We start from the raw sequence: 25,961 nt of genomic DNA, 5'->3' as shown, positions 1-25,961 counted from the left end.
TTACTCGTTCCTATTTCTCTGTTTAATTTTGAGAGACTAATTATATTAACTCTTAGGAGTCAATTAATTAATAGTTTTTCTTAAAATGTTCTTTGAAAATTGCACAGTGTATAAAGTTATTTTAAAAAGATTTAGATCCACCTTGCGTATTGTAAAATACGAGTAAGTGGTTATAAGTTAATTTATTATGATTTCGCAAAATTAATATTAAGTAACAAGACGTCTATGTAAATAGACAGAATCAAAGGTCAAGCTACAAAGGGCGCATGGCGAATGCCTTGGCACTAGGAGCCGAAGAAGGACGCGTTAAGCTGCGATAAGCTTTGGGTAGGCGCAAATAGCCTGTGATCCAAAGATTTCCGAATGGGGGAACCCACATAGTAACAACTATGTACTGCATACTGAATAAATAGGTATGCAGAGGTACACCCGGGGAACTGAAACATCTAAGTACCCGGAGGAAGAGAAAGAAATATCGATTTCCTAAGTAGCGGCGAGCGAAAGGGAAAGAGCCCAAACCTAAGTCTTTGACTTAGGGGTTGAGGATAGATCATAAATACTGCAATTCTTTAATTGAAGATAGCTGGAAAGCTGCTCCGCAGAAGGTAATAGGCCTGTAAATGAAAAGGAAGAACAGTCAGATCTAATCCAGAGTACCACGAGACACGTGAAACCTTGTGGGAAGCTGGGAGGACCACCTCCCAAGGCTAAATACTACCTAGTGACCGATAGTGAAGAAGTACCGTGAGGGAAAGGTGAAAAGAACCCCGGAAGGGGAGTGAAATAGAACCTGAAACCGTGTGCCTACAACCGGTCGAAGCACTTTTTATGTGTGACGGCGTGCTTTTTGTAGAACGAGCCAACGAGTTACGATATGTAGCAAGGTTAAGTACTTAAGGTACGGAGCCGAAGGGAAACCGAGTCTGAATAGGGCGTTCTAGTTGCATGTCGTAGACCCGAAACCGGGTGACCTATCCATGGCCAGGATGAAGCGGAAGTAAAATTCCGTGGAGGTCCGAACCACGTTGGTGTTGAAAAACCATGGGATGAGCTGTGGATAGCGGAGAAATTCCAATCGAACTCGGAGATAGCTGGTTCTCCTCGAAATAGCTTTAGGGCTAGCGTCGATTAATTGAGTAATGGAGGTAGAGCACTGAATGGGCTAGGGGCTGACAACAGTTACTGAACCCTATCAAACTCCGAATGCCATATACTTTTATTTCGGCAGTCAGACTGCGAATGATAAGATCCGTAGTCAAAAGGGAAACAGCCCAGACCATCAGCTAAGGTCCCAAAGTGTAAGTTAAGTGGAAAAGGATGTGGGATTTCTAAGACAACTAGGATGTTGGCTCAGAAGCAGCCACTCATTCAAAGAGTGCGTAATAGCTCACTAGTCAAGAGATCCTGCGCCGAAGATGTCCGGGGCTAAAACTTACCACCGAAGCTATGGGTTTACACAATTGTGTAAGCGGTAGAGGAGCTTTCTGTACTGGCTGAAGTCATACCGTAAGGAGTGGTGGACGGTACAGAAGTGAGAATGTTGGCATGAGTAGCGAGAGTTAAGTGAGAATCTTAACGGTCGAAAACCTAAGGTTTCCTGAGGAAGGCTCGTCCTCTCAGGGTTAGTCGGGACCTAAGCCGAGGCCGAAAGGCGTAGGTGATGGACAATCGGTTGATATTCCGATACCACCAATGGACGTTATTAGAAATGGGATGACGCAGGAGGATAAGATGTGCACACTATTGGATGTGTGTCTAAGCATTTAGGCGGAGCAAGCAGGCAAATCCGTTTGCTCTTAACGCTGAGATGTAATGGGGAAGGCAATTTATTGCTGAAGTATCTGATTCCACGCTGCCAAGAAAAGTCTCTATCGAGGATATTGGTGCCCGTACCGCAAACCGACACAGGTAGGTGAGGAGAGAATCCTAAGACCATCGGAAGAATTACTGTTAAGGAACTCGGCAAATTGACCCCGTAACTTCGGGAGAAGGGGTGCCTACGTAAGTAGGTCGCAGAGAATAGGCCCAAGCAACTGTTTAGCAAAAACACAGGTCTCTGCTAAAGCGAAAGCTGATGTATAGGGGCTGACGCCTGCCCGGTGCTGGAAGGTTAAGGGGATTAGTTAGCTGAGAGCTTGCTCTTGGCGAGGCTATGAACTTAAGCCCCAGTAAACGGCGGCCGTAACTATAACGGTCCTAAGGTAGCGAAATTCCTTGTCGGGTAAGTTCCGACCCGCACGAATGGCGTAATGATTTGGGCACTGTCTCAACAGTACATCCGGCGAAATTGTAGTTCCAGTGAAGATGCTGGATACCCGCGATTGGACGGAAAGACCCCGTAGAGCTTTACTGTAGCTTAGCATTGAATTTCGGTATTGTCTGTACAGGATAGGTGGGAGACTACGATACATGGGCGTCAGCCTGTGTGGAGTCATCCTTGGGATACCACCCTGACAGTACTGAGGTTCTAACTGGAGGCCATGAATCTGGTCACAGGACATTGTTAGGTGGGCAGTTTGACTGGGGCGGTCGCCTCCGAAAGAGTAACGGAGGCGCCCAAAGGTTCCCTCAGCGCGGTTGGAAATCGCGCGAAGAGTGCAAAGGCAGAAGGGAGCCTGACTGCGACACTTACAAGTGGAGCAGGGACGAAAGTCGGGCTTAGTGATCCGGTGGTACCTCGTGGGAGGGCCATCGCTCAACGGATAAAAGCTACCTCGGGGATAACAGGCTGATCTCCCCCAAGAGTCCACATCGACGGGGAGGTTTGGCACCTCGATGTCGGCTCGTCGCATCCTGGGGCTGAAGTAGGTCCCAAGGGTTGGGCTGTTCGCCCATTAAAGCGGCACGCGAGCTGGGTTCAGAACGTCGTGAGACAGTTCGGTCCCTATCCGTCGCGGGCGTAGGAAATTTGAAGGGAGCTGTCCTTAGTACGAGAGGACCGGGATGGACAAACCTCTGGTGCACCAGTTGTCACGCCAGTGGCATCGCTGGGTAGCTATGTTTGGAAGGGATAAACGCTGAAAGCATCTAAGCGTGAAGCCCACCCTAAGATGAGATTTCCCATTACTCGCACGTAAGTGCGATGTAAGTAAGACTCCTGGAAGACCACCAGGTTGATAGGTTAGAGGTGTAAGCATGGTAACATGTTCAGCTGACTAATACTAATAAGTCGAGGGCTTGACCAAGATATAATAATAAAATGCGAAAACACTGTGCAATTTTCAGAGAATATTTATATTCTCATCTGGTGATTATGGCCTGAAGGTAACACCCGTTCCCATACCGAACACGAAGGTTAAGCTTCAATGCGCCGATGGTACTGCAGGGGTGACCTTGTGGAAGAGTAGGTTGTCGCCAGGTTATGGCTAAATAGCTCAGTCGGTAGAGCAGAGGACTGAAAATCCTCGTGTCCCTGGTTCGATTCCGGGTTTAGCCACCAAAAACGTCTTAGATAATTCTAAGACGTTTTTTTTAGTGTTTTTTATTAGGATAATTATTAATTTGCCAGTCAATGGCTTTTTCACCTACTGATATCAAAAAATCATTAGTTTTAGAAAAAGGTTTGCTGTCAAAAAAACCTCTGTATGCAGATAATGGGCTTGGGTGAGCAGACTTTATTATGTAATGTATTGGGTTTGTTAAAAGAGATTGTTTAGATTGAGCATTATTACCCCATAAAATAAAAACTATAGGTTTTGTTTTTTCATTTAACAAAGTGATAATTCTATCAGTGAAATTTTCCCAACCTTTGTTTCTATGAGAATTAGCTTCTCCGGACCTAACGGTAAGGACTGTATTTAATAATAAAACGCCTTGATCAGCCCATTTTTTTAAATAACCGGTGTTTGGTATATAACAACCTAAATCGGTATTTAATTCTTTATATATATTTAATAATGAAGGGGGAATCCTTACTCCTGGCTTTACAGAAAAACTTAAGCCATGAGCTTGACTAGGACCATGGTAAGGGTCTTGACCAAGTATAACAACATTTACTTCAGCATACGAAGTATATTTAAGTGCATTAAATACATCTTTTAATTCAGGATATATTAAAGAACTTTCATATTCTTCTTTTAAAAAGTATTTCAATTTCAAATAATAATCTTTATTAACTTCATCTAATAAAAGTTCATTCCAATTATTTAATAAATTATTCATAAAATCACCTCACTTAAGTGTATCATAAATATTTTTATTTTGCTAAAATAAATAGTTTGTTTAAATTAATAAGATGTTAAAGTATAAAACAGTTGTATTTTATATTTTAAGGATTAAATGGTATATAATTATATCGAATATAAAAAGCAGGGCATAAAACAATCAATAGTTGTATGCTAGTCAAGTATAAGATAAGGAGGATAAGCTATGCAAAGGATAGCTAGTAATGATTTAAAAGATTTAATTAAAAAAATATTTCTTATTATTTTAGGAAGTTTAATTTTAGCTGTTGCAATAAATTTATTTGTAATTCCAAATAAACTTCTTAGTGGAGGCATTTCGGGAATAGGGTTAATGCTGCAGTATATATTTAATCTTCCTATGGGTGCTACGATATTAGTATTAAATATCCCACTGCTTATATTAAGTATTTTAAAAATAAATAAGAAATTCACTGCGTTTACAATATTAGGAACGATATCATTATCAGTTTTTTTGACTATTACATCACCTTTAAATAATGTTCTCGCCCCGGTTGAGGAGTCTTATAGGCTACTATATTGTATATATGGGGGAGCGCTTTCAGGGATAGGTCTTGGAATTATTTTTTCTAATGAAGGATCTACAGGGGGCCTGGATATTGTAGCTGTATATGCTAAAAAGAAATATGGGATAGAAGTAGGCACAGTAATTTTTGCGATAAATGTTTTGATTGTGGCTGTTGGATCTGTAATATTTAATTTTAGAGTTGGATTATATACTTTAATTTCTATGTATATTAATTCTACTGTCATGGAAAAAGTTGTTAATGGGTTAAATCGTCGGAAAATGCTTCTAATTGTATCAGAAAAAGAAAAAGAAGTAAGTGATGCGATAATGGATAATTGCCATAGAGGAGTAACTCTATTATACGGAGAAGGTGCATACACTGGTCATAAGAAAAATATAATGTATTGCGTTGTTTCCTTAGGACAATTACCACAAATTAAAAGAGTAATAAAATCAATAGATCAAGGAGCGTTTATTTCTATAATAGATATAGCTGAGGTTCAGGGTAATGGATTTAAAAGTCCAATAAGTTGAGTAAAAAAATATAAATAATAATTAATATAATTTGTAGTAATAAAATATTAGCAATAAGGGAAATACTAAACATGTAGTGTAAAAGTTAACGTGTGGAGCAATTGGGTAGTAAAAAATGTTAACAATTGAACTATACTTATACTAATTGATGAGGAGATGTATTTTTATGAAGATAGTTAAGGTTAGAAAAAATGCAGATGGAGATATTACAAATGTATTAACTAGTGCTGGTGAAGAATTGGATGCGAGCAAAGCGGTAGCTTTAGCAAAGGTAGGGACAGTAGAGTCAGTAATCGTTGGTAAAAATAAAAATGGAAATGATGTTATAAAGTCATCACCAAATAGTACTACAGAAGATAATTTAGATAATCTACCAACTTTCTAATATAAAATGGTTAAGGCCTCTTCATTTACTTTTCTAATTAATGTAGGGGCATATATTTTACTTGTTAGTAATAGATAGAATTAATTAATTTTGATAGGTATACTATTCCTAGTGTGTCAGTATAAAGAAAGTTTACGATACAAGAGTATTACAGAGATTAATACATATAATTGTCGTATTAAAGAAAAAGACTAAAACTGATTATGGTCAAAGATGATATTATATTACTTGTCGCTGAGATTGAATGGCAACAAAGTACAAAATCATAAGGCAACAACAGATAAATAATTTAAAAAAACTGTTGACAACTTAAGCAATAACAGATATACTTGTATAAGTCGTCACATGATGACAAAGCAAATTGGTCTTTGAAAATTAAACAGAGAAATAGGTAAAGAAATGAAATAATATTTTATTTTAACCAGTCAATTACTTTAGTAAAAGTAATATTTTAGTCGTAAGACTAAAAAGTATGTAATGAGCTTGCTAACCAACTTAACAGTTGGCGCAGATTAATTATTTCAACTAAAAAAGTGTAAACTTTTAAATTGAGAGTTTGATCCTGGCTCAGGACGAACGCTGGCGGCGTGCCTAACACATGCAAGTCGAGCGATGCGATCCTTCGGGATCAATTAGCGGCGGACGGGTGAGTAACACGTGGGTAACCTGCCTCAAAGAGGGGAATAGCCTCCCGAAAGGGAGATTAATACCGCATAATATGTTTTGATCGCATGATCTTAACATCAAAGGAATTTTTCGGAATTTCACTTTGAGATGGACCCGCGGCGCATTAGCTAGTTGGTGAGGTAAAGGCCCACCAAGGCAACGATGCGTAGCCGACCTGAGAGGGTGATCGGCCACATTGGAACTGAGACACGGTCCAGACTCCTACGGGAGGCAGCAGTGGGGAATATTGCGCAATGGGGGAAACCCTGACGCAGCAACGCCGCGTGAATGATGAAGGCCTTCGGGTTGTAAAGTTCTGTCTTCTGGGACGATAATGACGGTACCAGAGGAGGAAGCCACGGCTAACTACGTGCCAGCAGCCGCGGTAATACGTAGGTGGCAAGCGTTGTCCGGATTTACTGGGCGTAAAGGATGCGTAGGCGGACATTTAAGTCAGATGTGAAATACCCGAGCTTAACTTGGGTGCTGCATTTGAAACTGGGTGTCTAGAGTGCAGGAGAGGTAAGTGGAATTCCTAGTGTAGCGGTGAAATGCGTAGAGATTAGGAAGAACACCAGTGGCGAAGGCGACTTACTGGACTGTAACTGACGCTGAGGCATGAAAGCGTGGGGAGCAAACAGGATTAGATACCCTGGTAGTCCACGCCGTAAACGATGAATACTAGGTGTCGGGGGTCGAACCTCGGTGCCGCCGTTAACACATTAAGTATTCCGCCTGGGGAGTACGATCGCAAGATTAAAACTCAAAGGAATTGACGGGGGCCCGCACAAGCAGCGGAGCATGTGGTTTAATTCGAAGCAACGCGAAGAACCTTACCTAGACTTGACATCCCTTGCATAACTCAGAGATGAGTGAAGTCCTTCGGGACAAGGTGACAGGTGGTGCATGGTTGTCGTCAGCTCGTGTCGTGAGATGTTGGGTTAAGTCCCGCAACGAGCGCAACCCTTATCATTAGTTGCTACCATTAAGTTGAGCACTCTAGTGAGACTGCCCGGGTTAACCGGGAGGAAGGTGGGGATGACGTCAAATCATCATGCCCCTTATGTCTAGGGCTACACACGTGCTACAATGGTGAGTACAAAGAGATGCAAGACCGCAAGGTGGAGCCAAACTCAAAAACTCATCCCAGTTCGGATTGTAGGCTGCAACTCGCCTACATGAAGCCGGAGTTGCTAGTAATCGCGAATCAGCATGTCGCGGTGAATACGTTCCCGGGCCTTGTACACACCGCCCGTCACACCATGAGAGTTGGTAACACCCGAAGTCCGTGAGGTAACCGTAAGGAGCCAGCGGCCGAAGGTGGGATCGATGATTGGGGTGAAGTCGTAACAAGGTAGCCGTAGGAGAACCTGCGGCTGGATCACCTCCTTTCTAGGGAGTAGATGTATTGACTTCGGTCGATGCAATAGAAGAATTTAATTATTCTTCAAAATATCTATTGTAATTACTCGTTCCTATTTCTCTGTTTAATTTTGAGAGACTAATTATATTAACTCTTAGGAGCTAATTAATTAATAGTTTTTCTTAAATGTTCTTTGAAAATTGCACAGTGTATAAAGTTATTTTAAAAAGATTTAAATCCACGTGAGTGGTTATAAGTTAATTTATTATGATTTCGCAAAATTAATATTAAGAAACAAAATCGTCTATGCAAATAGACAGAATCAAAGGTCAAGCTACAAAGGGCGCATGGCGAATGCCTTGGCACTAGGAGCCGAAGAAGGACGCGTTAAGCTGCGATAAGCTTTGGGTAGGCGCAAATAGCCTGTGATCCAAAGATTTCCGAATGGGGGAACCCACATAGTAACAACTATGTACTGCATACTGAATAAATAGGTATGCAGAGGTACACCCGGGGAACTGAAACATCTAAGTACCCGGAGGAAGAGAAAGAAATATCGATTTCCTAAGTAGCGGCGAGCGAAAGGGAAAGAGCCCAAACCTAAGTCTTTGACTTAGGGGTTGAGGATAGATCATAAATACTGCAATTCTTTAATTGAAGATAGCTGGAAAGCTGCTCCGCAGAAGGTAATAGGCCTGTAAATGAAAAGGAAGAACAGTCAGATCTAATCCAGAGTACCACGAGACACGTGAAACCTTGTGGGAAGCTGGGAGGACCACCTCCCAAGGCTAAATACTACCTAGTGACCGATAGTGAAGAAGTACCGTGAGGGAAAGGTGAAAAGAACCCCGGAAGGGGAGTGAAATAGAACCTGAAACCGTGTGCCTACAACCGGTCGAAGCACTTTTTATGTGTGACGGCGTGCTTTTTGTAGAACGAGCCAACGAGTTACGATATGTAGCAAGGTTAAGTACTTAAGGTACGGAGCCGAAGGGAAACCGAGTCTGAATAGGGCGTTCTAGTTGCATGTCGTAGACCCGAAACCGGGTGACCTATCCATGGCCAGGATGAAGCGGAAGTAAAATTCCGTGGAGGTCCGAACCACGTTGGTGTTGAAAAACCATGGGATGAGCTGTGGATAGCGGAGAAATTCCAATCGAACTCGGAGATAGCTGGTTCTCCTCGAAATAGCTTTAGGGCTAGCGTCGATTAATTGAGTAATGGAGGTAGAGCACTGAATGGGCTAGGGGCTGACAACAGTTACTGAACCCTATCAAACTCCGAATGCCATATACTTTTATTTCGGCAGTCAGACTGCGAATGATAAGATCCGTAGTCAAAAGGGAAACAGCCCAGACCATCAGCTAAGGTCCCAAAGTGTAAGTTAAGTGGAAAAGGATGTGGGATTTCTAAGACAACTAGGATGTTGGCTCAGAAGCAGCCACTCATTCAAAGAGTGCGTAATAGCTCACTAGTCAAGAGATCCTGCGCCGAAGATGTCCGGGGCTAAAACTTACCACCGAAGCTATGGGTTTACACAATTGTGTAAGCGGTAGAGGAGCTTTCTGTACTGGCTGAAGTCATACCGTAAGGAGTGGTGGACGGTACAGAAGTGAGAATGTTGGCATGAGTAGCGAGAGTTAAGTGAGAATCTTAACGGTCGAAAACCTAAGGTTTCCTGAGGAAGGCTCGTCCTCTCAGGGTTAGTCGGGACCTAAGCCGAGGCCGAAAGGCGTAGGTGATGGACAATCGGTTGATATTCCGATACCACCAATGGACGTTATTAGAAATGGGATGACGCAGGAGGATAAGATGTGCACACTATTGGATGTGTGTCTAAGCATTTAGGCGGAGCAAGCAGGCAAATCCGTTTGCTCTTAACGCTGAGATGTAATGGGGAAGGCAATTTATTGCTGAAGTATCTGATTCCACGCTGCCAAGAAAAGTCTCTATCGAGGATATTGGTGCCCGTACCGCAAACCGACACAGGTAGGTGAGGAGAGAATCCTAAGACCATCGGAAGAATTACTGTTAAGGAACTCGGCAAATTGACCCCGTAACTTCGGGAGAAGGGGTGCCTACGTAAGTAGGTCGCAGAGAATAGGCCCAAGCAACTGTTTAGCAAAAACACAGGTCTCTGCTAAAGCGAAAGCTGATGTATAGGGGCTGACGCCTGCCCGGTGCTGGAAGGTTAAGGGGATTAGTTAGCTGAGAGCTTGCTCTTGGCGAGGCTATGAACTTAAGCCCCAGTAAACGGCGGCCGTAACTATAACGGTCCTAAGGTAGCGAAATTCCTTGTCGGGTAAGTTCCGACCCGCACGAATGGCGTAATGATTTGGGCACTGTCTCAACAGTACATCCGGCGAAATTGTAGTTCCAGTGAAGATGCTGGATACCCGCGATTGGACGGAAAGACCCCGTAGAGCTTTACTGTAGCTTAGCATTGAATTTCGGTATTGTCTGTACAGGATAGGTGGGAGACTACGATACATGGGCGTCAGCCTGTGTGGAGTCATCCTTGGGATACCACCCTGACAGTACTGAGGTTCTAACTGGAGGCCATGAATCTGGTCACAGGACATTGTTAGGTGGGCAGTTTGACTGGGGCGGTCGCCTCCGAAAGAGTAACGGAGGCGCCCAAAGGTTCCCTCAGCGCGGTTGGAAATCGCGCGAAGAGTGCAAAGGCAGAAGGGAGCCTGACTGCGACACTTACAAGTGGAGCAGGGACGAAAGTCGGGCTTAGTGATCCGGTGGTACCTCGTGGGAGGGCCATCGCTCAACGGATAAAAGCTACCTCGGGGATAACAGGCTGATCTCCCCCAAGAGTCCACATCGACGGGGAGGTTTGGCACCTCGATGTCGGCTCGTCGCATCCTGGGGCTGAAGTAGGTCCCAAGGGTTGGGCTGTTCGCCCATTAAAGCGGCACGCGAGCTGGGTTCAGAACGTCGTGAGACAGTTCGGTCCCTATCCGTCGCGGGCGTAGGAAATTTGAAGGGAGCTGTCCTTAGTACGAGAGGACCGGGATGGACAAACCTCTGGTGCACCAGTTGTCACGCCAGTGGCATCGCTGGGTAGCTATGTTTGGAAGGGATAAACGCTGAAAGCATCTAAGCGTGAAGCCCACCCTAAGATGAGATTTCCCATTACTCGCACGTAAGTGCGATGTAAGTAAGACTCCTGGAAGACCACCAGGTTGATAGGTTAGAGGTGTAAGCATGGTAACATGTTCAGCTGACTAATACTAATAAGTCGAGGGCTTGACCAAGATATAATAATAAAATGCGAAAACACTGTGCAATTTTCAGAGAATATTTATATTCTCATCTGGTGATTATGGCCTGAAGGTAACACCCGTTCCCATACCGAACACGAAGGTTAAGCTTCAATGCGCCGATGGTACTGCAGGGGTGACCTTGTGGAAGAGTAGGTTGTCGCCAGGTAAACATGGTTTACTAGCTCAGTTGGTAGAGCACATGACTTTTAATCATGGTGTCCGGAGTTCGATTCTCCGGTAAGCCACCAAAAAAAGACACTTCATATGAAGTGTCTTTTTTTGTACGGATTATATATTAATAAAAAAATGATTCTTCATATATAATCTATTGAGTAAATAACATTATTAGTTTAAAATGATTATATACTTAAACATAGGATAAAAGGGAGTGTGATTGTTTGTATAAATCGATAGTAGATTTTTTTGCAAAGGATGGAATACAACAAGCTTTTAATAATCTTACATACGATAGATATAAGTATGTAGGAATGGCTATTGGGGTATTCGTACTGTTTTTATTATTAAAAAAGATATTTGCGAAATATGTATTTAAAATAATATTAAAACTTGTTAATAAAACAAAATTTAATGCAGATACAAAAATAGTGGCTGCTTTTGAAAGACCATTGATTAATTTTTTTGAAGTATTAGGGATATATTTTGCTTTTGATATTTTAACACTGGCATTACCAATTAAGGTAGCCTTTATAAACAGGGTTTTTAGTTCTGCCATAATAATATTAATTTCATGGGGACTTTACAATCTTACAGGGGAATCTTCCCTTTTATTTGAGAGAATGCATAAAGCATATGATGTAAAAGTCGATAAAATATTATTCCCATTTATATCAAAAACATTAAGATTAATATTAATAGCATTAGCTATTACAATAATAGCTGAAAAATGGGGATATAATCTTCAAGGATTTATTGCGGGACTTGGATTAGGTGGATTGGCATTTGCATTGGCAGCTAAAGATGCAGCCGCTAATATTATTGCCGGTATGTCTATAATATTAGATAAACCTTTTACTATTGGAGATTGGGTTAAAAGTGATGTGTTAGAAGGTAGTATAGAAAATATTTCTTTTAGAACTACTAAAATAAGAACTATTGATGAAGCATTAATAATAGTGCCTAATTCGAAGTTAACTAATGAAGCAGTAATTAATTTTAGTAGAAGAGGTAAACGGAGAGTTAGTTTTAGTTTAGAATTAAATTATATAACATCTAGGCAAAAATTAGAGACTTGTGTCTCAAGAGTTAGAAGTATGTTAGAGAACCATCCTCAGGTTAATAAGGAGGGTATTCTTGTTAGGTTTGATAAATTGAGTGCGGCTAGTTTGGATATTTTAATATGTTATTTCGCTGATACACCAGATTTTGATGAATGCTTTAGAGTAAAAGAAGATATAAATTTTGAAATAGCGGATATACTGCAGCAAGAAGAGATTTCAATGTCGTTTCCAAGAAATGGTATTTATATGAATGGTTTTCCTGATGAAGGCAAAAAAGACTATATGAAATCACTAGATATGATTCAAAATAAGGATATCTCAACAGAAAATACTAATGAAAGTAATGATAAATAGGAAGGGTTCTAAAGTTTTAGGGTAGAGCAATTTAAATTAAAAGATATAGCCATAACTAATGAAGTTATGGCTATATCTTTTAGATTTTTAAAATAAAGATCTTTTTTCAATTACAAGTGGAAATTCAGTGTCACCATTAAGTTGTTTGTCTTTATTTATAATAACATTTTTATCAATAATAACATTAAAAAGTTTAGAATTTTCTTTGATTTCACAATTTTGCAGGATAATACTATTCTTAATTTCAGCACCGCTGTGAACAAAAACTCCCCTTGATATAATACTATTCTCAACAATACCTTCTATAATGCAGCCATCAGCAATTATAGAATTAGTTACTTTACTTTCACTAGAATACTTAGTCGGTGGCTCATCCTTGATTTTTGTATAGATAGGTCCATTACTAAAAAACAATTCTTTAGTTGTTTTTATGGCTAGCATGTCCATATTAGTTTTATAATAAGCACTTATAGAATTAACACATTGAAGGTAACCTTTAAATTCATAAGCCGTAACGGATAAATTATTAATGTTTTTATGTATAATATCTTTTATAGTTTTGTAAGAGCTGGTATGGATAGATTTACGAATAAGTGATATCAAAAGTTCCTTTTTCATAATAAACATTTCCATGGAAATATTTAAGCAATTGTATGCTCCAGTATTCTTTCCAATACTAAGTACGTTACTGTTTTCATCTATATTTAACACGTCGCAATTTAAAAAATCATTACTTCCTGTATTAATATTTTTGTATATAACAGTTATATCCTGCTTCTTCTCTTCATGATATTTGACAGCAGCCATGTAATCAATATTTCCCACCATATAAGAGGAGGAAAGAATTACATTTTGTTCTTTACTTCTATATAAATACTCCGTGTTGTTCCATAACATTTCAGTATCATTTAAAGAAGTACTTGCGATACCAAAATTAAATACAAATAGTCCGTTAGGTCTTCTATCTAAGTCCCAAGGTCTGCCGGAGCCCACATGATCAACTAAAGAACGAGAGTTACTTTGAGTAAAGATTCCAATGTTCCTAAGGCCTGAATTAACCATATTAGATAATGCGAAATCTATAATTCTATATCTAGAAGCAATAGGTATAGCTGCGAGTGGTCTACACTTAGTAAGATTTATTATATTTGTCTCATCCTCGTTTAAGTTTAGTATGCCCATATAATTATTAATCATTTTATCACCTCACTTTATAAAGGAGTTAGATTTAATTTCAGTACCTTCTGCTACTAGAGTTATATCATCTGAAACGCCTATAAGAGAATTTCGTCTTATAATAACATTATTACCAATTATAGCTTTGTTAATAGTAACATTGTCTGCTACCTTGGTATTAGGCATTATAACAGAATTTGATATTTTAGAGTTTTTTCCAACTGTAACGCCATGGAATAATACTGAATTAGAGACTTCTCCAAGGACAATACATCCTTCTACCACTAAAGAATTTTTGATTTTTGCATTAGGGCCTACGTATTGAGCTGGATAAGTAGGGTTTATTGAATATATTTTCCAAGTTTCATCATGGATATTTAATTTATTTTTATCATTGATCAGGTCCATATTCGCTTCCCAAAGACTTTTAATAGTGCCTACATCTTTCCAATAACCTTTAAAGGGATAGGCATATAGCTTTTTATCGCTTTTCAGCATATCAGGTATTATGTTTTTTCCGAAATCATTGCTAGAGAATTTATTGTTTTCGTCGTTTTTTAGAAAGGATCTAAGGATTTTCCAATTAAAAATGTATACACCCATAGAGGCCATATTGTTTTTAGGATTTTTCGGTTTCTCTTCAAACTCAATTATTTTATTGTCTATAGTAGTGTTCATTATTCCAAATCTAGAAGCTTCATCTATTGAAACCTCTATAACCGCTATGGTAGCATCAGCACATTTTTTTTTATGATAGTCAAGGATCTTGGAATAGTCCATTTTATAGATGTGGTCACCAGAAAGAACAATTACATACTCAGGGTCATAGGAGTCTATAAAATTAGTGTTTTGATAAATTGCATTAGCAGTACCTTTATACCAGTTACCGCCTGATTCATGCATATATGGGGGAAGCAGCGTGACCCCACCATTATTTCTATCTAGATCCCAAGGGATGCCTATTCCTATATGGGAGTTTAACGTAAGTGGCTGATATTGTGTTAATACGCCAACTGTATCTATTCCTGAATTTGAACAGTTACTAAGAGTAAAATCAATAATCTTGTATTTACCTCCAAAAGGTATTGCAGGTTTTGCTGTATTTTTTGTAAGTAGTTTAAGTCTACTACCTTGTCCACCTGCGAGTATCATGGCTATTATTTCTTTTTTTTGCATCTTATATACCTCCTTATCTAAGGTGTTTTTAATAATAGTTAGTATAGGCATCCATATTTTTAAGATACCTAAAGTTCATTATTACACTATTACTATGTATATTGATAATGTAGTTATTTAATTACTATTATAATAAATATTTATACTTATCATAAAAATATTGCTGCTTAAGAATAGGGTCATAGTAAATAAAAAAGGAACCAGGCAAGATAATTTGCATAATTCCTTTTTTATATTTTGTAGATTTACAGTATGAGGCTTAGTAATAGCATTATATTAAGCCCAGTTACTATAAGTCCAATAATCCAAAGAGTTATTTTACTTAGTGTACTGTTAGCATATTTGCCCATAACTTTCTTAGAAGAAGTTAAATATATCTGTAGGAATATAGTTATTGGAAGCTGTATACTTAAGAGCATTTGCGAGTAGATAAGCCCTTTAAAGGGATTTGTTATAAAAAATATGGCTATTGTAGCACCAATTAAAGTAATTCCTATTCCAAGTTTAGTGTATATACTATTAATATCATAATCCTTGCCAAATATCCCTGCAAAAATACTTCCGCCTGCCATGCCAGCAGTAACCGAGGAAGAAATTCCAGCGAAAAGTAGGGCTATAGCGAAAACAATCGATGCTGTATTTCCAAGTAGAGGTGTAAGCATTTGTTGAGCTTGACTAAGCTCTGTAACTTGAACCTTTTGTGCAAAAAAAGTAGTTGCCGCGATAAGTATCATAGCGCTATTTATAGCCCAGCCTACTATCATTGAAAAAAATGTATCCATAAATTCATATTTAAGTTGCTTCTTTATTACACTCTCATCTTTTAGATTCCATTGACGGCTTTGTATTACTTGTGAATGCAAAAATAAATTATGAGGCATTACTACAGCTCCTAGGACACTCATTATGATTGGAAGAGATCCACTTGGGAAAGAAGGTTTAATCCAGCCCACCATAGCTTTACCCCATTCTACATGCACAAGGCTCAATTCGAATAAGAAGGATATTCCTATAAGCGAGACAAAGCCAATAATCCATTTTTCTAGTTTTTTATAAGAATTTGTATATAATATCCATAATATAAAGCATAAAACTAATATTGTTCCAAGCTTTAAAGGTATACCAAATAGCATATTTAAAGCAATAGCTCCGCCTAGAAGCTCTGCAAGGGCAGTAGAAACTGCGGCTATTACAGCGGAACCAAGCACAAAGCGATTAAGCTTTGGGTTTAATGTGGCAGTAGATGCTTCCGATAGACAATTGCCGGTTACAATTCCAAGGTGGGCAGCATTATGTTGGAGAAGAATAAGCATAATTGTTGAAAGGGTTACCATCCAAAGTAGAGCATATCCATATTCGCCACCGGCAGAAATATTTGAAGCCCAGTTTCCTGGATCGATAAATCCTACTGTTACTAAAAGGCCTGGGCCTATATATCTTATAAAATTTAATGCTTTAAGTTTAGGTTCATGCTTTTTTTTAAAGAGATTCTTAATAGATGATAAGTTCAATATAACACATCCGTTCTATATTATTCCTACAATATATACTATGTGGTAATTATTATTTGGATCAACAAAAGTGCATAAATAAAGAAAATAAAAATAATGTATGAAATGAGTTTAATAATGTTAAATAAATTAGATATAGGTGAAAAAATTAAAAGTAGGTATTAAAAGTAGATAGTGGATATACAATCACCATAAATAAATCATAATAAGGAGAGTATGAAAGAGAAATAAACAAATACTATAAATATATTATAATAGAAAGGGAGTTATATATTGAAAATAAATGAATCACTAATATGTCCTAAATGTAATGGTAAAAACTTTGAAATAAAACATGAGGCCACTTTTCTTTATACATATAAAATAGACATAGTAAATGCAAGTATAGACAATGAAGAATCAGAAAATCTTCCTTTTTTATTTGATAATAGAGAACAAACTTCTTTTAAGGAATTTATAGAGTGTGATAATTGTGGTACAAAATACCCTTGTTCTTTTGACAAATATAATCAAACCATAGATCTTACTATAATGAAAAAAGCAATAAGAGCAGATAATGTGAAAGACCCTGAATTCTTGGGATAAAATAATCATCTGTTTTAGAATGTATATATGATATTATCTGTACATTCGTCTCAATTTCAAAATAGAATATTGACAAACATATTCAATTAAACCATAATTGAATTCTTAAGCAAAAGGTAAATTGAATAATTAAGGGGCGACTGTATGAGAAAAAAGCATTTGAATTGGATTTTAGTTATAGGGTGGATGATGGTAATATTCATATTTTCTAGTCAAGTAGGAGAGGTGTCAAACGAAAACAATAAATTTGTAATTTATGTATTCAACTTACTTGGCCTAAATTTGAATAATATATTTGGAACTTTGAGCGATTTTATAGTTAGAAAAGCATCTCATTTTACTGAGTATTTTATCTTATATATTTTATTGTATAGAGCAATGGATAAAAGTAAAAATGTAGATATGAAAATTTTTATTGCTTCAATATTAATAGTATTTCTATATGCATGCTCAGATGAATTTCATCAATCATTTGTTCCGGGAAGAGGACCCGCATTTAGGGATGTGATGGTAGATACATGTGGAGGACTTACAGCATTTTTATTTATTTATATTCGTGTCACATTAAAAAAAAGACCTGCTTCTAATGAAGTTATGACTAAATTAAAATAAAACTTTGCTACAAAAGCTAATCGAAACAGTACTCGATTAGCTTTTTATGTTCTTCTTTTTATACATATTAAAGGCTTTTGAAAAATCGAGCAATGTAGAAATAAATACATGAATTATTTCATTTTTAATAAATAATTAAAAACAAATATAGTTATAAACATAGTTATACACAGTAGGACAATCAGATAGAGAGTGACTGTGGATAACTATAGGTTTATTGTTATTACATTAGCTAGTTTTAAATTTCTTTATCTCAATATCTAATTCCCCTGCTAATATTTGAAGCTCGCTTGAATGTTTCGTAAACTCTTCCATAGCGGCAGTTATTTCTTCAGTCGATGCAGTTACTTGTTGCGTAGAAGAGGCGGTTTGCTCTGATATAGATGAAATATTTTCTATTTCAGATACTGTGGATTGTTTTTTTTCGTTTATATCAATAATTGATATTTTCACTTCATCAACTTTAATAATCATTATTTCAATTGATTTTAGTATTTGACTAAATAGTTTTTTAGTTTCGACTACTGCTAGGTCTTGCTCATTTACTACAATTTTAGTAGATTTAATAGCAGTTAATGCTGCAACAGATTTCGTCTGTATACTTGCTATAATTTTCTTTATTTCCTCTGTCGAATGCTTTGATTGTTCAGCAAGTTTGCTTATCTCTACAGCAACCACGGAAAAGCCTTTACCTGCTTCACCAGCACGTGCAGATTCTATACTTGCATTTAAGGATAAAAGGTTAGTTTGTTCTGTAATACCCACCAATGTTTCAGAGATTGTATCTATTTGTTTAGTACTCTCATTCATATCTTGGATTATAGTATCAACTTCTTTGGTAGATAATTTAGTTTTATTTGATTTCTCGATTAATGTATCTATCATGGACAGTCCTTTAGATCCTAACTTTTTAGTATCAATTGAAAGTATATCCATTTCATTGGAGTTAACACTAATTTTATCTAATCTATTTGATAAGTCATCCATAGAGGAAGCTCCATCTTGAGCGTTTTGAGCCTGCGTAGTTGCACCCATGGAAACTTGACCTATTGCAGTTGCTACTTCACTGATTGCGGCGGTTACCTCTTCTGACATACTTGCGAGGGTTGTTGAAGTCTCGGATACTGTCTTGGATGAATTAGTAACATTGTTCATAATATCTGACATATTTTTTATCATTGAGTTAAAGGATGTAGCCAGATCTTTGAATTCATCTTTTGTTGTAGCTTTCATAGATACGGTTAAGTCTCCACTTGAAGCTTTACTAAATACCTCTTTTAGCTTTTGAATATTATGATCAATGCCTTTACTTAATAATAATGACATAGCTATTGAAATTAATCCCATTATTAGTATAATAAACAAAGTGGTTTTTAGGATAGACTTTGTATCATTAGTTAATTCACTCTCACTTAAGGGAGATATTAATTTCCAACCTGTTAATTTATTTGTTACAAATACCCCGAATTTTTTTTCACCTTTATAATTATACTTAATAAAAGAATTATCTTCCGATTTAATGTTGTTCCAAATCGATAACTTAGAGGCCTCATTTGTTCCGATAAGATCTTTTTTAGGATGAGATATAATATTACCTAAAGTATCAGATATAAACACATATCCAGTAGTCCCTACCTTTTTTGTGGACATTCGCTCTGCAAGTGTAGTTAGAGAACAATCCATCCCAACAACACCGACGACTTGGCCATCTTTCTCTACTGCGCGTGCAATGCCAACAACAGCATTTCCAGTTACGTTATCTTTATATGGAGGAGTTATTATAACTTGACCTTTATGGTCTATAGCCTGTTTATACCAAGAGCTCTTAGTTGAGTCATATCCATCAGGCATTTTTGCGATAGGATATGTAGCAAATTTGCCAGAAGCAGTTCCATAATACATATTAAGTATATCTTTATTGCTTTCTTTTACGCCTTTTAAAACTTCTGGTATATAATTGTAATTCTTACCTATATCAACATTTATGAAATCATAATTATTTGATGTCATTGATACCATATTAGCAAACCCATTAAAATAATCAGATAAACCATTATTTATTTCGGTAAGTGTTTGAGAACTTGTTACTGTAAGTTTTTTACTGAGAATTGATTTTGATTCAGTATAAGATCCAAAACCAGATATGATCAATGGAATAACACAAATGGATACTAAGCTAATAATTAATTTAGTGCGAATACTGTTCAGTTTAAAATTCTTGAATTTAATTTTAATTCCCCCTTTATAACATATAGAAATATACAATGTTGTTACTTAAAAAAATAAAATTTAATTTTATGTTTAATTCACTTAAATAAAAAAATGAAAAGATGCTAAAATGTTTAGCGAATGAACTAAAAACCATCAATATAATTAATATTAAATTATAATTATACTTATTTTTCATTGTATCTAATTAATATCGTATTATAATTAAATAACTGAATACTGAAATAAATGTAAATATGTTTTTGTATATCATATTTTGTTTTTTCACATTGATAATTATTTATTAGAGTAAGGGTGGTGGTAATAGTAAGCTACAGTGCTATGATTGCTGTATAATTATGTTTAAGTTAAAACATTGAAAAATGTGAGTTATGGTGCTTAATATATAAAGCAAATAAAATTTGGAAGGGTGATTATATGAATACTTTAATAGACTTAATAATAAAGACGTGCCTAGATACAATATACATGACGGGAATGATAATTTTTGTGGGATTTATACTTGGATTTTTAAGGAACCATTCAATAGAAAATTTTCAAAGGAGCTTCGGGTGGAAGGCAGTAGCGATTACCGCGATTATAGGAGTTCCTATTCACGAACTTTCGCATGCTATCTTATGTCTTGTTTTTAGACATAAAATATCTAAATTGGTACTTTTACAAAAAAAAGATGAAAACGGAGTACTGGGTTATGTAAATCATGCATATAATCCTAATAGTATATATCAACAAACGGGTAACTTTTTTATAGGTATTGCACCTATATTTGGCGGCGTATCAGCGATAATCGCTTTAATGTATACCATAATTCCTAAGACATACAATCAATTTATAAGTATATCTATGGTTAATGTAAACATAACTAAAATAAATTCAGTTTCTTTAAATGGAATATTAAATTCTTATATTGATTTAATAAAGATAATTTTTTCAGTAACTAATTTTTCTAATCCATATTTTATATTGTTCTTATTCTTAGCTATCTGTATTTCATCTCATATATCATTAAGTTCTGCAGATATTAAAGGGGCTTCTAAGGGGTTAATTGTAATATTTTTTATAGTACTTGCTCTTAATGCATTTGGATTTTCAAAGTTCGTTATGGCCCAAGGTTTATTAAAGTATAATATTATACTAATAGGATTTCTTATAGTATCATTAATTTTTTCTGGGATAACTTATCTTGTAAGTTTATTGTTACTATTAATAAAGCATTAATATATTATAAAGCACATGGAATTTTTCATGTGCTTTATTGTGGTTAAAAGATAAACGAATTACTGAATCTATATAGATAATATAATTAAGAAGAGCGTATGGATACATTTTTTCAAATTAGCTATTAGTGATATAATTTTATTATTGAAATATAAAGAATAGTATGAAGGAGTGAAAATGATGAAGGTATCTCAAATAATGACTCCAGGGCCTACACAAGTAAGAGAAAACGTAAGAATGGCTAGAGCTTTAGCTACTACAAATCCAGATTTAGATTTACAGTTTTATGAATTTTATAAAGAAACTTGCGAGGAAATAGGACAGTTTTTAAAGACAAGTAATGAAGTTAGAATATTAAGCGGTGAGGGAATTTTAGGCCTTGAGGCTGCATGTGCATCACTTACTGAAAATGGTGACAGGGTATTAGTGATTGATAATGGAATATTTGGAGAAGGGTTTGCTGATTTTGTTAAGATGTACGGTGGAGAGGTTGTTGTTTTTAAAGAGGATAGGAAGCATGCAATAGATACGCAAAAATTAGAGGAATTCCTTAAAAAAGATCATAATTTCAAATACGCTACCGTAGTACATTGTGATACACCGTCAGGGGTATTAAATAATATTAACAAGATATGTCATTTACTAAAAAGGATGAATATACTTACAGTGGTGGACAGTGTATCTGGTATGGGGGGAGAAGATGTAAGGGTAGATGAATGGAAAATAGATATAGTAATAGGTGCTTCACAAAAATGTGTTTCAGCACCAGCAGGGCTTACATTTTTAAGTATAAGTGAAGATGCATTTGAATCAATGGATCAAAGAAAGAAGCCTATAGCTTCCTATTATTGCAATTTACTTATATGGAAAGATTATTATAAGAATAAGTGGTTCCCATATACGCCGCCAATAAGTGATATTGTTGGTCTAAGACAAGCATTTGATAATATTAAAGAAGACATGGGAATACTTGAAAGACATAATTCTATTGCTAAAGCTACAAGAAAGGCTGTAAAGAAGGCAGGTCTTAGTTTATATATTGAAGAGGGATATTCTAATACTGTAACAGTTATAGAATTGCCTGAGGGTATAAATGATAAGGTATTATTAAAACATATGGTTGATGAGTTTAATGTATTTATAGCTGGGTCCTTTGGATATTTACAGGGAAAAGTAATAAGGATAGGACATATGGGGGAGAATGCTAAAAGGGATAAAATGGCTTATACACTGTTAGCATTACAATCATCGTTAAAAGAGCTTGGATTTGATTGTAAAACTAATATGGTCGAAGTTTTTCTAAGTGAGGTATAGAATAATAAAAGCTTATTTTAAAATAGGTGGTATAACTAATAAAATATTAAAGAATGTGAAATTTAGGTATGTTATTAATAGAAACATAGTATACCAGTCCTAGTGTATCAATGTGAAAGAAATGCGAAAAACAATAGCATTATGAAGAATATTGCATATAATTAGCATACTTAAAGGATTATTGTGAGTGTGTCATATATGTATATGATAGAATACTCCTTGTCGTCACATACGAGTGGCACACTAACTAACTGTTAATTACACTTTATTAGATTTTAATTATAAATTTATTATAAAGAAGTAGTTGACAAAACAAGAAAAACCTAGTATTATAGTAGAAGTCGTCACATGATGACAAAGCAAATTGGTCTTTGAAAATTAAACAGAGAAATAGGTAAAGAAATGAAATAACATTTTATTTTAACCAGTCAATTACTTTAGTAAAAGTAATATTTTAGTCGTAAGACTAAAAAGTATGTAATGAGCTTGCTAACCAACTTAACAGTTGGCGCAGATTAATTATTTCAACTAAAAAAGTGTAAACTTTTAAATTGAGAGTTTGATCCTGGCTCAGGACGAACGCTGGCGGCGTGCCTAACACATGCAAGTCGAGCGATGCGATCCTTCGGGATCAATTAGCGGCGGACGGGTGAGTAACACGTGGGTAACCTGCCTCAAAGAGGGGAATAGCCTCCCGAAAGGGAGATTAATACCGCATAATATGTTTTGATCGCATGATCTTAACATCAAAGGAATTTTTCGGAATTTCACTTTGAGATGGACCCGCGGCGCATTAGCTAGTTGGTGAGGTAAAGGCCCACCAAGGCAACGATGCGTAGCCGACCTGAGAGGGTGATCGGCCACATTGGAACTGAGACACGGTCCAGACTCCTACGGGAGGCAGCAGTGGGGAATATTGCGCAATGGGGGAAACCCTGACGCAGCAACGCCGCGTGAATGATGAAGGCCTTCGGGTTGTAAAGTTCTGTCTTCTGGGACGATAATGACGGTACCAGAGGAGGAAGCCACGGCTAACTACGTGCCAGCAGCCGCGGTAATACGTAGGTGGCAAGCGTTGTCCGGATTTACTGGGCGTAAAGGATGCGTAGGCGGACATTTAAGTCAGATGTGAAATACCCGAGCTTAACTTGGGTGCTGCATTTGAAACTGGGTGTCTAGAGTGCAGGAGAGGTAAGTGGAATTCCTAGTGTAGCGGTGAAATGCGTAGAGATTAGGAAGAACACCAGTGGCGAAGGCGACTTACTGGACTGTAACTGACGCTGAGGCATGAAAGCGTGGGGAGCAAACAGGATTAGATACCCTGGTAGTCCACGCCGTAAACGATGAATACTAGGTGTCGGGGGTCGAACCTCGGTGCCGCCGTTAACACATTAAGTATTCCGCCTGGGGAGTACGATCGCAAGATTAAAACTCAAAGGAATTGACGGGGGCCCGCACAAGCAGCGGAGCATGTGGTTTAATTCGAAGCAACGCGAAGAACCTTACCTAGACTTGACATCCCTTGCATAACTCAGAGATGAGTGAAGTCCTTCGGGACAAGGTGACAGGTGGTGCATGGTTGTCGTCAGCTCGTGTCGTGAGATGTTGGGTTAAGTCCCGCAACGAGCGCAACCCTTATCATTAGTTGCTACCATTAAGTTGAGCACTCTAGTGAGACTGCCCGGGTTAACCGGGAGGAAGGTGGGGATGACGTCAAATCATCATGCCCCTTATGTCTAGGGCTACACACGTGCTACAATGGTGAGTACAAAGAGATGCAAGACCGCAAGGTGGAGCCAAACTCAAAAACTCATCCCAGTTCGGATTGTAGGCTGCAACTCGCCTACATGAAGCCGGAGTTGCTAGTAATCGCGAATCAGCATGTCGCGGTGAATACGTTCCCGGGCCTTGTACACACCGCCCGTCACACCATGAGAGTTGGTAACACCCGAAGTCCGTGAGGTAACCGTAAGGAGCCAGCGGCCGAAGGTGGGATCGATGATTGGGGTGAAGTCGTAACAAGGTAGCCGTAGGAGAACCTGCGGCTGGATCACCTCCTTTCTAGGGAGTAGATGTATTGACTTCGGTCGATGCAATAGAAGAATTTAATTATTCTTCAAAATATCTATTGTAATTACTCGTTCCTATTTCTCTGTTTAATTTTGAGAGACTAATTATATTAACTCTTAGGAGTTAATTAATTAATAGTTTTTCTTAAATGTTCTTTGAAAATTGCACAGTGTATAAAGTTGTTTTAAAAAGATTTAAATCCACGCAAGTGGTTATAGATTAATTTATTACGATTTCGCAAAATTAATATTAAGAAACAAAACCGTCTATGTAAATAGACAGAATCAAAGGTCAAGCTACAAAGGGCGCATGGCGAATGCCTTGGCACTAGGAGCCGAAGAAGGACGCGTTAAGCTGCGATAAGCTTTGGGTAGGCGCAAATAGCCTGTGATCCAAAGATTTCCGAATGGGGGAACCCACATAGTAACAACTATGTACTGCATACTGAATAAATAGGTATGCAGAGGTACACCCGGGGAACTGAAACATCTAAGTACCCGGAGGAAGAGAAAGAAATATCGATTTCCTAAGTAGCGGCGAGCGAAAGGGAAAGAGCCCAAACCTAAGTCTTTGACTTAGGGGTTGAGGATAGATCATAAATACTGCAATTCTTTAATTGAAGATAGCTGGAAAGCTGCTCCGCAGAAGGTAATAGGCCTGTAAATGAAAAGGAAGAACAGTCAGATCTAATCCAGAGTACCACGAGACACGTGAAACCTTGTGGGAAGCTGGGAGGACCACCTCCCAAGGCTAAATACTACCTAGTGACCGATAGTGAAGAAGTACCGTGAGGGAAAGGTGAAAAGAACCCCGGAAGGGGAGTGAAATAGAACCTGAAACCGTGTGCCTACAACCGGTCGAAGCACTTTTTATGTGTGACGGCGTGCTTTTTGTAGAACGAGCCAACGAGTTACGATATGTAGCAAGGTTAAGTACTTAAGGTACGGAGCCGAAGGGAAACCGAGTCTGAATAGGGCGTTCTAGTTGCATGTCGTAGACCCGAAACCGGGTGACCTATCCATGGCCAGGATGAAGCGGAAGTAAAATTCCGTGGAGGTCCGAACCACGTTGGTGTTGAAAAACCATGGGATGAGCTGTGGATAGCGGAGAAATTCCAATCGAACTCGGAGATAGCTGGTTCTCCTCGAAATAGCTTTAGGGCTAGCGTCGATTAATTGAGTAATGGAGGTAGAGCACTGAATGGGCTAGGGGCTGACAACAGTTACTGAACCCTATCAAACTCCGAATGCCATATACTTTTATTTCGGCAGTCAGACTGCGAATGATAAGATCCGTAGTCAAAAGGGAAACAGCCCAGACCATCAGCTAAGGTCCCAAAGTGTAAGTTAAGTGGAAAAGGATGTGGGATTTCTAAGACAACTAGGATGTTGGCTCAGAAGCAGCCACTCATTCAAAGAGTGCGTAATAGCTCACTAGTCAAGAGATCCTGCGCCGAAGATGTCCGGGGCTAAAACTTACCACCGAAGCTATGGGTTTACACAATTGTGTAAGCGGTAGAGGAGCTTTCTGTACTGGCTGAAGTCA

Annotated in this window: 12 protein-coding genes, 2 tRNA genes and 7 rRNA genes (1 of these 21 running past the window's edge); 16 read left to right on the top strand and 5 right to left on the bottom strand. The window is 37.7% G+C overall.

What is annotated here, in order from left to right; all coding sequences use genetic code 11:
* The first annotated feature begins 246 nt into the window (after window positions 1-246).
* From LL038_RS19085 to LL038_RS19075, 3 genes are all read left to right on the top strand, one after another.
* A 23S ribosomal RNA gene (locus LL038_RS19085) occupies window positions 247-3,185 on the top strand.
* Between the two features lie 58 nt (window positions 3,186-3,243).
* Window positions 3,244-3,360: ribosomal RNA gene (gene rrf / locus LL038_RS19080) — 5S ribosomal RNA — on the top strand.
* A gap of 3 nt (window positions 3,361-3,363) precedes the next feature.
* A tRNA-Phe gene (locus tag LL038_RS19075) sits at window positions 3,364-3,439 on the top strand.
* A gap of 32 nt (window positions 3,440-3,471) precedes the next feature.
* Here LL038_RS19075 and LL038_RS19070 read toward each other — a convergent pair.
* The gene (locus LL038_RS19070) at window positions 3,472-4,161 is read right to left on the bottom strand and encodes a uracil-DNA glycosylase (RefSeq protein ID WP_216128189.1); all 690 of its coding nucleotides are present in this window, start codon (window positions 4,159-4,161) and stop codon (window positions 3,472-3,474) included.
* A 207-nt stretch (window positions 4,162-4,368) separates the two neighbouring features.
* Here LL038_RS19070 and LL038_RS19065 point away from each other — a divergent pair, with 207 nt between their 5' ends.
* The 7 genes from LL038_RS19065 (at window position 4,369) to LL038_RS19035 (ending at window position 12,525) form a co-directional block, all read left to right on the top strand.
* Window positions 4,369-5,244, top strand: a complete 876-nt coding sequence (locus LL038_RS19065) for a YitT family protein (RefSeq protein ID WP_216128191.1) — start codon at window positions 4,369-4,371, stop codon at window positions 5,242-5,244.
* 166 nt (window positions 5,245-5,410) lie between these two features.
* Entirely contained in the window at window positions 5,411-5,629 is a 219-nt protein-coding gene (locus LL038_RS19060; RefSeq protein ID WP_216128193.1) for a DUF3892 domain-containing protein, read from the top strand.
* A 544-nt stretch (window positions 5,630-6,173) separates the two neighbouring features.
* Window positions 6,174-7,687 (top strand): 16S ribosomal RNA (locus LL038_RS19055).
* A gap of 298 nt (window positions 7,688-7,985) precedes the next feature.
* Window positions 7,986-10,924 (top strand): 23S ribosomal RNA (locus tag LL038_RS19050).
* Window positions 10,925-10,982: 58 nt separating this feature from the next.
* Window positions 10,983-11,099, top strand: a 5S ribosomal RNA gene (gene rrf, locus LL038_RS19045).
* The 16S, 23S and 5S rRNA genes sit together here with 1 tRNA gene alongside, the layout of an rRNA operon.
* Window positions 11,100-11,105: 6 nt before the next feature.
* Window positions 11,106-11,181: transfer RNA gene (locus tag LL038_RS19040), tRNA-Lys, on the top strand.
* 150 nt (window positions 11,182-11,331) lie between these two features.
* On the top strand, window positions 11,332-12,525 hold the full coding sequence (locus tag LL038_RS19035) for a mechanosensitive ion channel family protein (RefSeq protein ID WP_216127852.1): 1,194 nt from the start codon (window positions 11,332-11,334) through the stop codon (window positions 12,523-12,525).
* 87 nt (window positions 12,526-12,612) lie between these two features.
* Here LL038_RS19035 and glgD read toward each other — a convergent pair whose 3' ends face one another.
* The 3 genes from glgD to LL038_RS19020 form a co-directional block, all read right to left on the bottom strand.
* A complete protein-coding gene (gene glgD / locus LL038_RS19030) occupies window positions 12,613-13,722 on the bottom strand; it encodes a glucose-1-phosphate adenylyltransferase subunit GlgD (RefSeq protein ID WP_216127854.1) in 1,110 nt (369 codons plus the stop codon).
* A gap of 9 nt (window positions 13,723-13,731) precedes the next feature.
* Window positions 13,732-14,877 carry a glucose-1-phosphate adenylyltransferase gene (locus LL038_RS19025; protein ID WP_216127856.1) on the bottom strand — a complete coding sequence of 382 codons (1,146 nt, stop codon included), beginning with the start codon at window positions 14,875-14,877 and terminating at the stop codon, window positions 13,732-13,734.
* Between the two features lie 245 nt (window positions 14,878-15,122).
* Window positions 15,123-16,391, bottom strand: coding sequence for an Nramp family divalent metal transporter (locus tag LL038_RS19020; protein ID WP_375293044.1), 1,269 nt, complete (start codon window positions 16,389-16,391; stop codon window positions 15,123-15,125).
* A gap of 270 nt (window positions 16,392-16,661) precedes the next feature.
* Here LL038_RS19020 and LL038_RS19015 point away from each other — a divergent pair, with 270 nt between their 5' ends.
* Both LL038_RS19015 and LL038_RS19010 read left to right on the top strand, forming a co-directional pair.
* Complete coding sequence (locus tag LL038_RS19015; protein WP_253200373.1) at window positions 16,662-16,973, top strand: hypothetical protein; 312 nt, start codon at window positions 16,662-16,664, stop codon at window positions 16,971-16,973.
* 144 nt (window positions 16,974-17,117) lie between these two features.
* The gene (locus LL038_RS19010; protein ID WP_216127860.1) at window positions 17,118-17,585 is read left to right on the top strand and encodes a VanZ family protein; all 468 of its coding nucleotides are present in this window, start codon (window positions 17,118-17,120) and stop codon (window positions 17,583-17,585) included.
* A gap of 228 nt (window positions 17,586-17,813) precedes the next feature.
* Here LL038_RS19010 and LL038_RS19005 read toward each other — a convergent pair whose 3' ends face one another.
* Window positions 17,814-19,814 (bottom strand): methyl-accepting chemotaxis protein, encoded by a 2,001-nt coding sequence (locus LL038_RS19005; RefSeq protein ID WP_216127863.1) that lies wholly within the window; start codon window positions 19,812-19,814, stop codon window positions 17,814-17,816.
* Window positions 19,815-20,231: 417 nt separating this feature from the next.
* On the opposite strand from LL038_RS19005, the gene LL038_RS19000 reads away from it, so the two are divergent.
* The 4 genes from LL038_RS19000 to LL038_RS18985 form a co-directional block, all read left to right on the top strand.
* Window positions 20,232-21,032 carry a metalloprotease family protein gene (locus tag LL038_RS19000; RefSeq protein ID WP_216127861.1) on the top strand — a complete coding sequence of 267 codons (801 nt, stop codon included), beginning with the start codon at window positions 20,232-20,234 and terminating at the stop codon, window positions 21,030-21,032.
* A 180-nt stretch (window positions 21,033-21,212) separates the two neighbouring features.
* The gene (locus tag LL038_RS18995) at window positions 21,213-22,346 is read left to right on the top strand and encodes a pyridoxal-phosphate-dependent aminotransferase family protein (protein WP_216127864.1); all 1,134 of its coding nucleotides are present in this window, start codon (window positions 21,213-21,215) and stop codon (window positions 22,344-22,346) included.
* A 547-nt stretch (window positions 22,347-22,893) separates the two neighbouring features.
* Window positions 22,894-24,407 (top strand): 16S ribosomal RNA (locus LL038_RS18990).
* A gap of 298 nt (window positions 24,408-24,705) precedes the next feature.
* A 23S ribosomal RNA gene (locus LL038_RS18985) occupies window positions 24,706-25,961 on the top strand (it continues 1,683 nt past the right edge of the window).

The organism is Clostridium estertheticum (assembly GCF_026650985.1).
GTDB classification, from domain to species: Bacteria; Bacillota; Clostridia; order Clostridiales; family Clostridiaceae; genus Clostridium_AD; species Clostridium_AD estertheticum_C.
Note: the sequence above shows the minus strand (reverse complement) of the source record. Positions and strands in the feature narration are given on the sequence as shown.

What these genes read in the sequence shown, in the direction of transcription:
- LL038_RS19010 (WP_216127860.1), top strand. Translation starts at nt 17,118, where the DNA reads ATGAGAAAAAAGCATTTGAATTGGATTTTAGTTATAGGGTGGATGATG.
- LL038_RS19000 (WP_216127861.1), top strand. Translation starts at nt 20,232, where the DNA reads ATGAATACTTTAATAGACTTAATAATAAAGACGTGCCTAGATACAATA.
- LL038_RS19025 (WP_216127856.1), bottom strand. Translation starts at nt 14,877, where the DNA reads ATGCAAAAAAAAGAAATAATAGCCATGATACTCGCAGGTGGACAAGGT.
- LL038_RS19070 (WP_216128189.1), bottom strand. Translation starts at nt 4,161, where the DNA reads ATGAATAATTTATTAAATAATTGGAATGAACTTTTATTAGATGAAGTT.
- glgD (WP_216127854.1), bottom strand. Translation starts at nt 13,722, where the DNA reads ATGATTAATAATTATATGGGCATACTAAACTTAAACGAGGATGAGACA.
- LL038_RS19060 (WP_216128193.1), top strand. Translation starts at nt 5,411, where the DNA reads ATGAAGATAGTTAAGGTTAGAAAAAATGCAGATGGAGATATTACAAAT.
- LL038_RS18995 (WP_216127864.1), top strand. Translation starts at nt 21,213, where the DNA reads ATGAAGGTATCTCAAATAATGACTCCAGGGCCTACACAAGTAAGAGAA.
- LL038_RS19065 (WP_216128191.1), top strand. Translation starts at nt 4,369, where the DNA reads ATGCAAAGGATAGCTAGTAATGATTTAAAAGATTTAATTAAAAAAATA.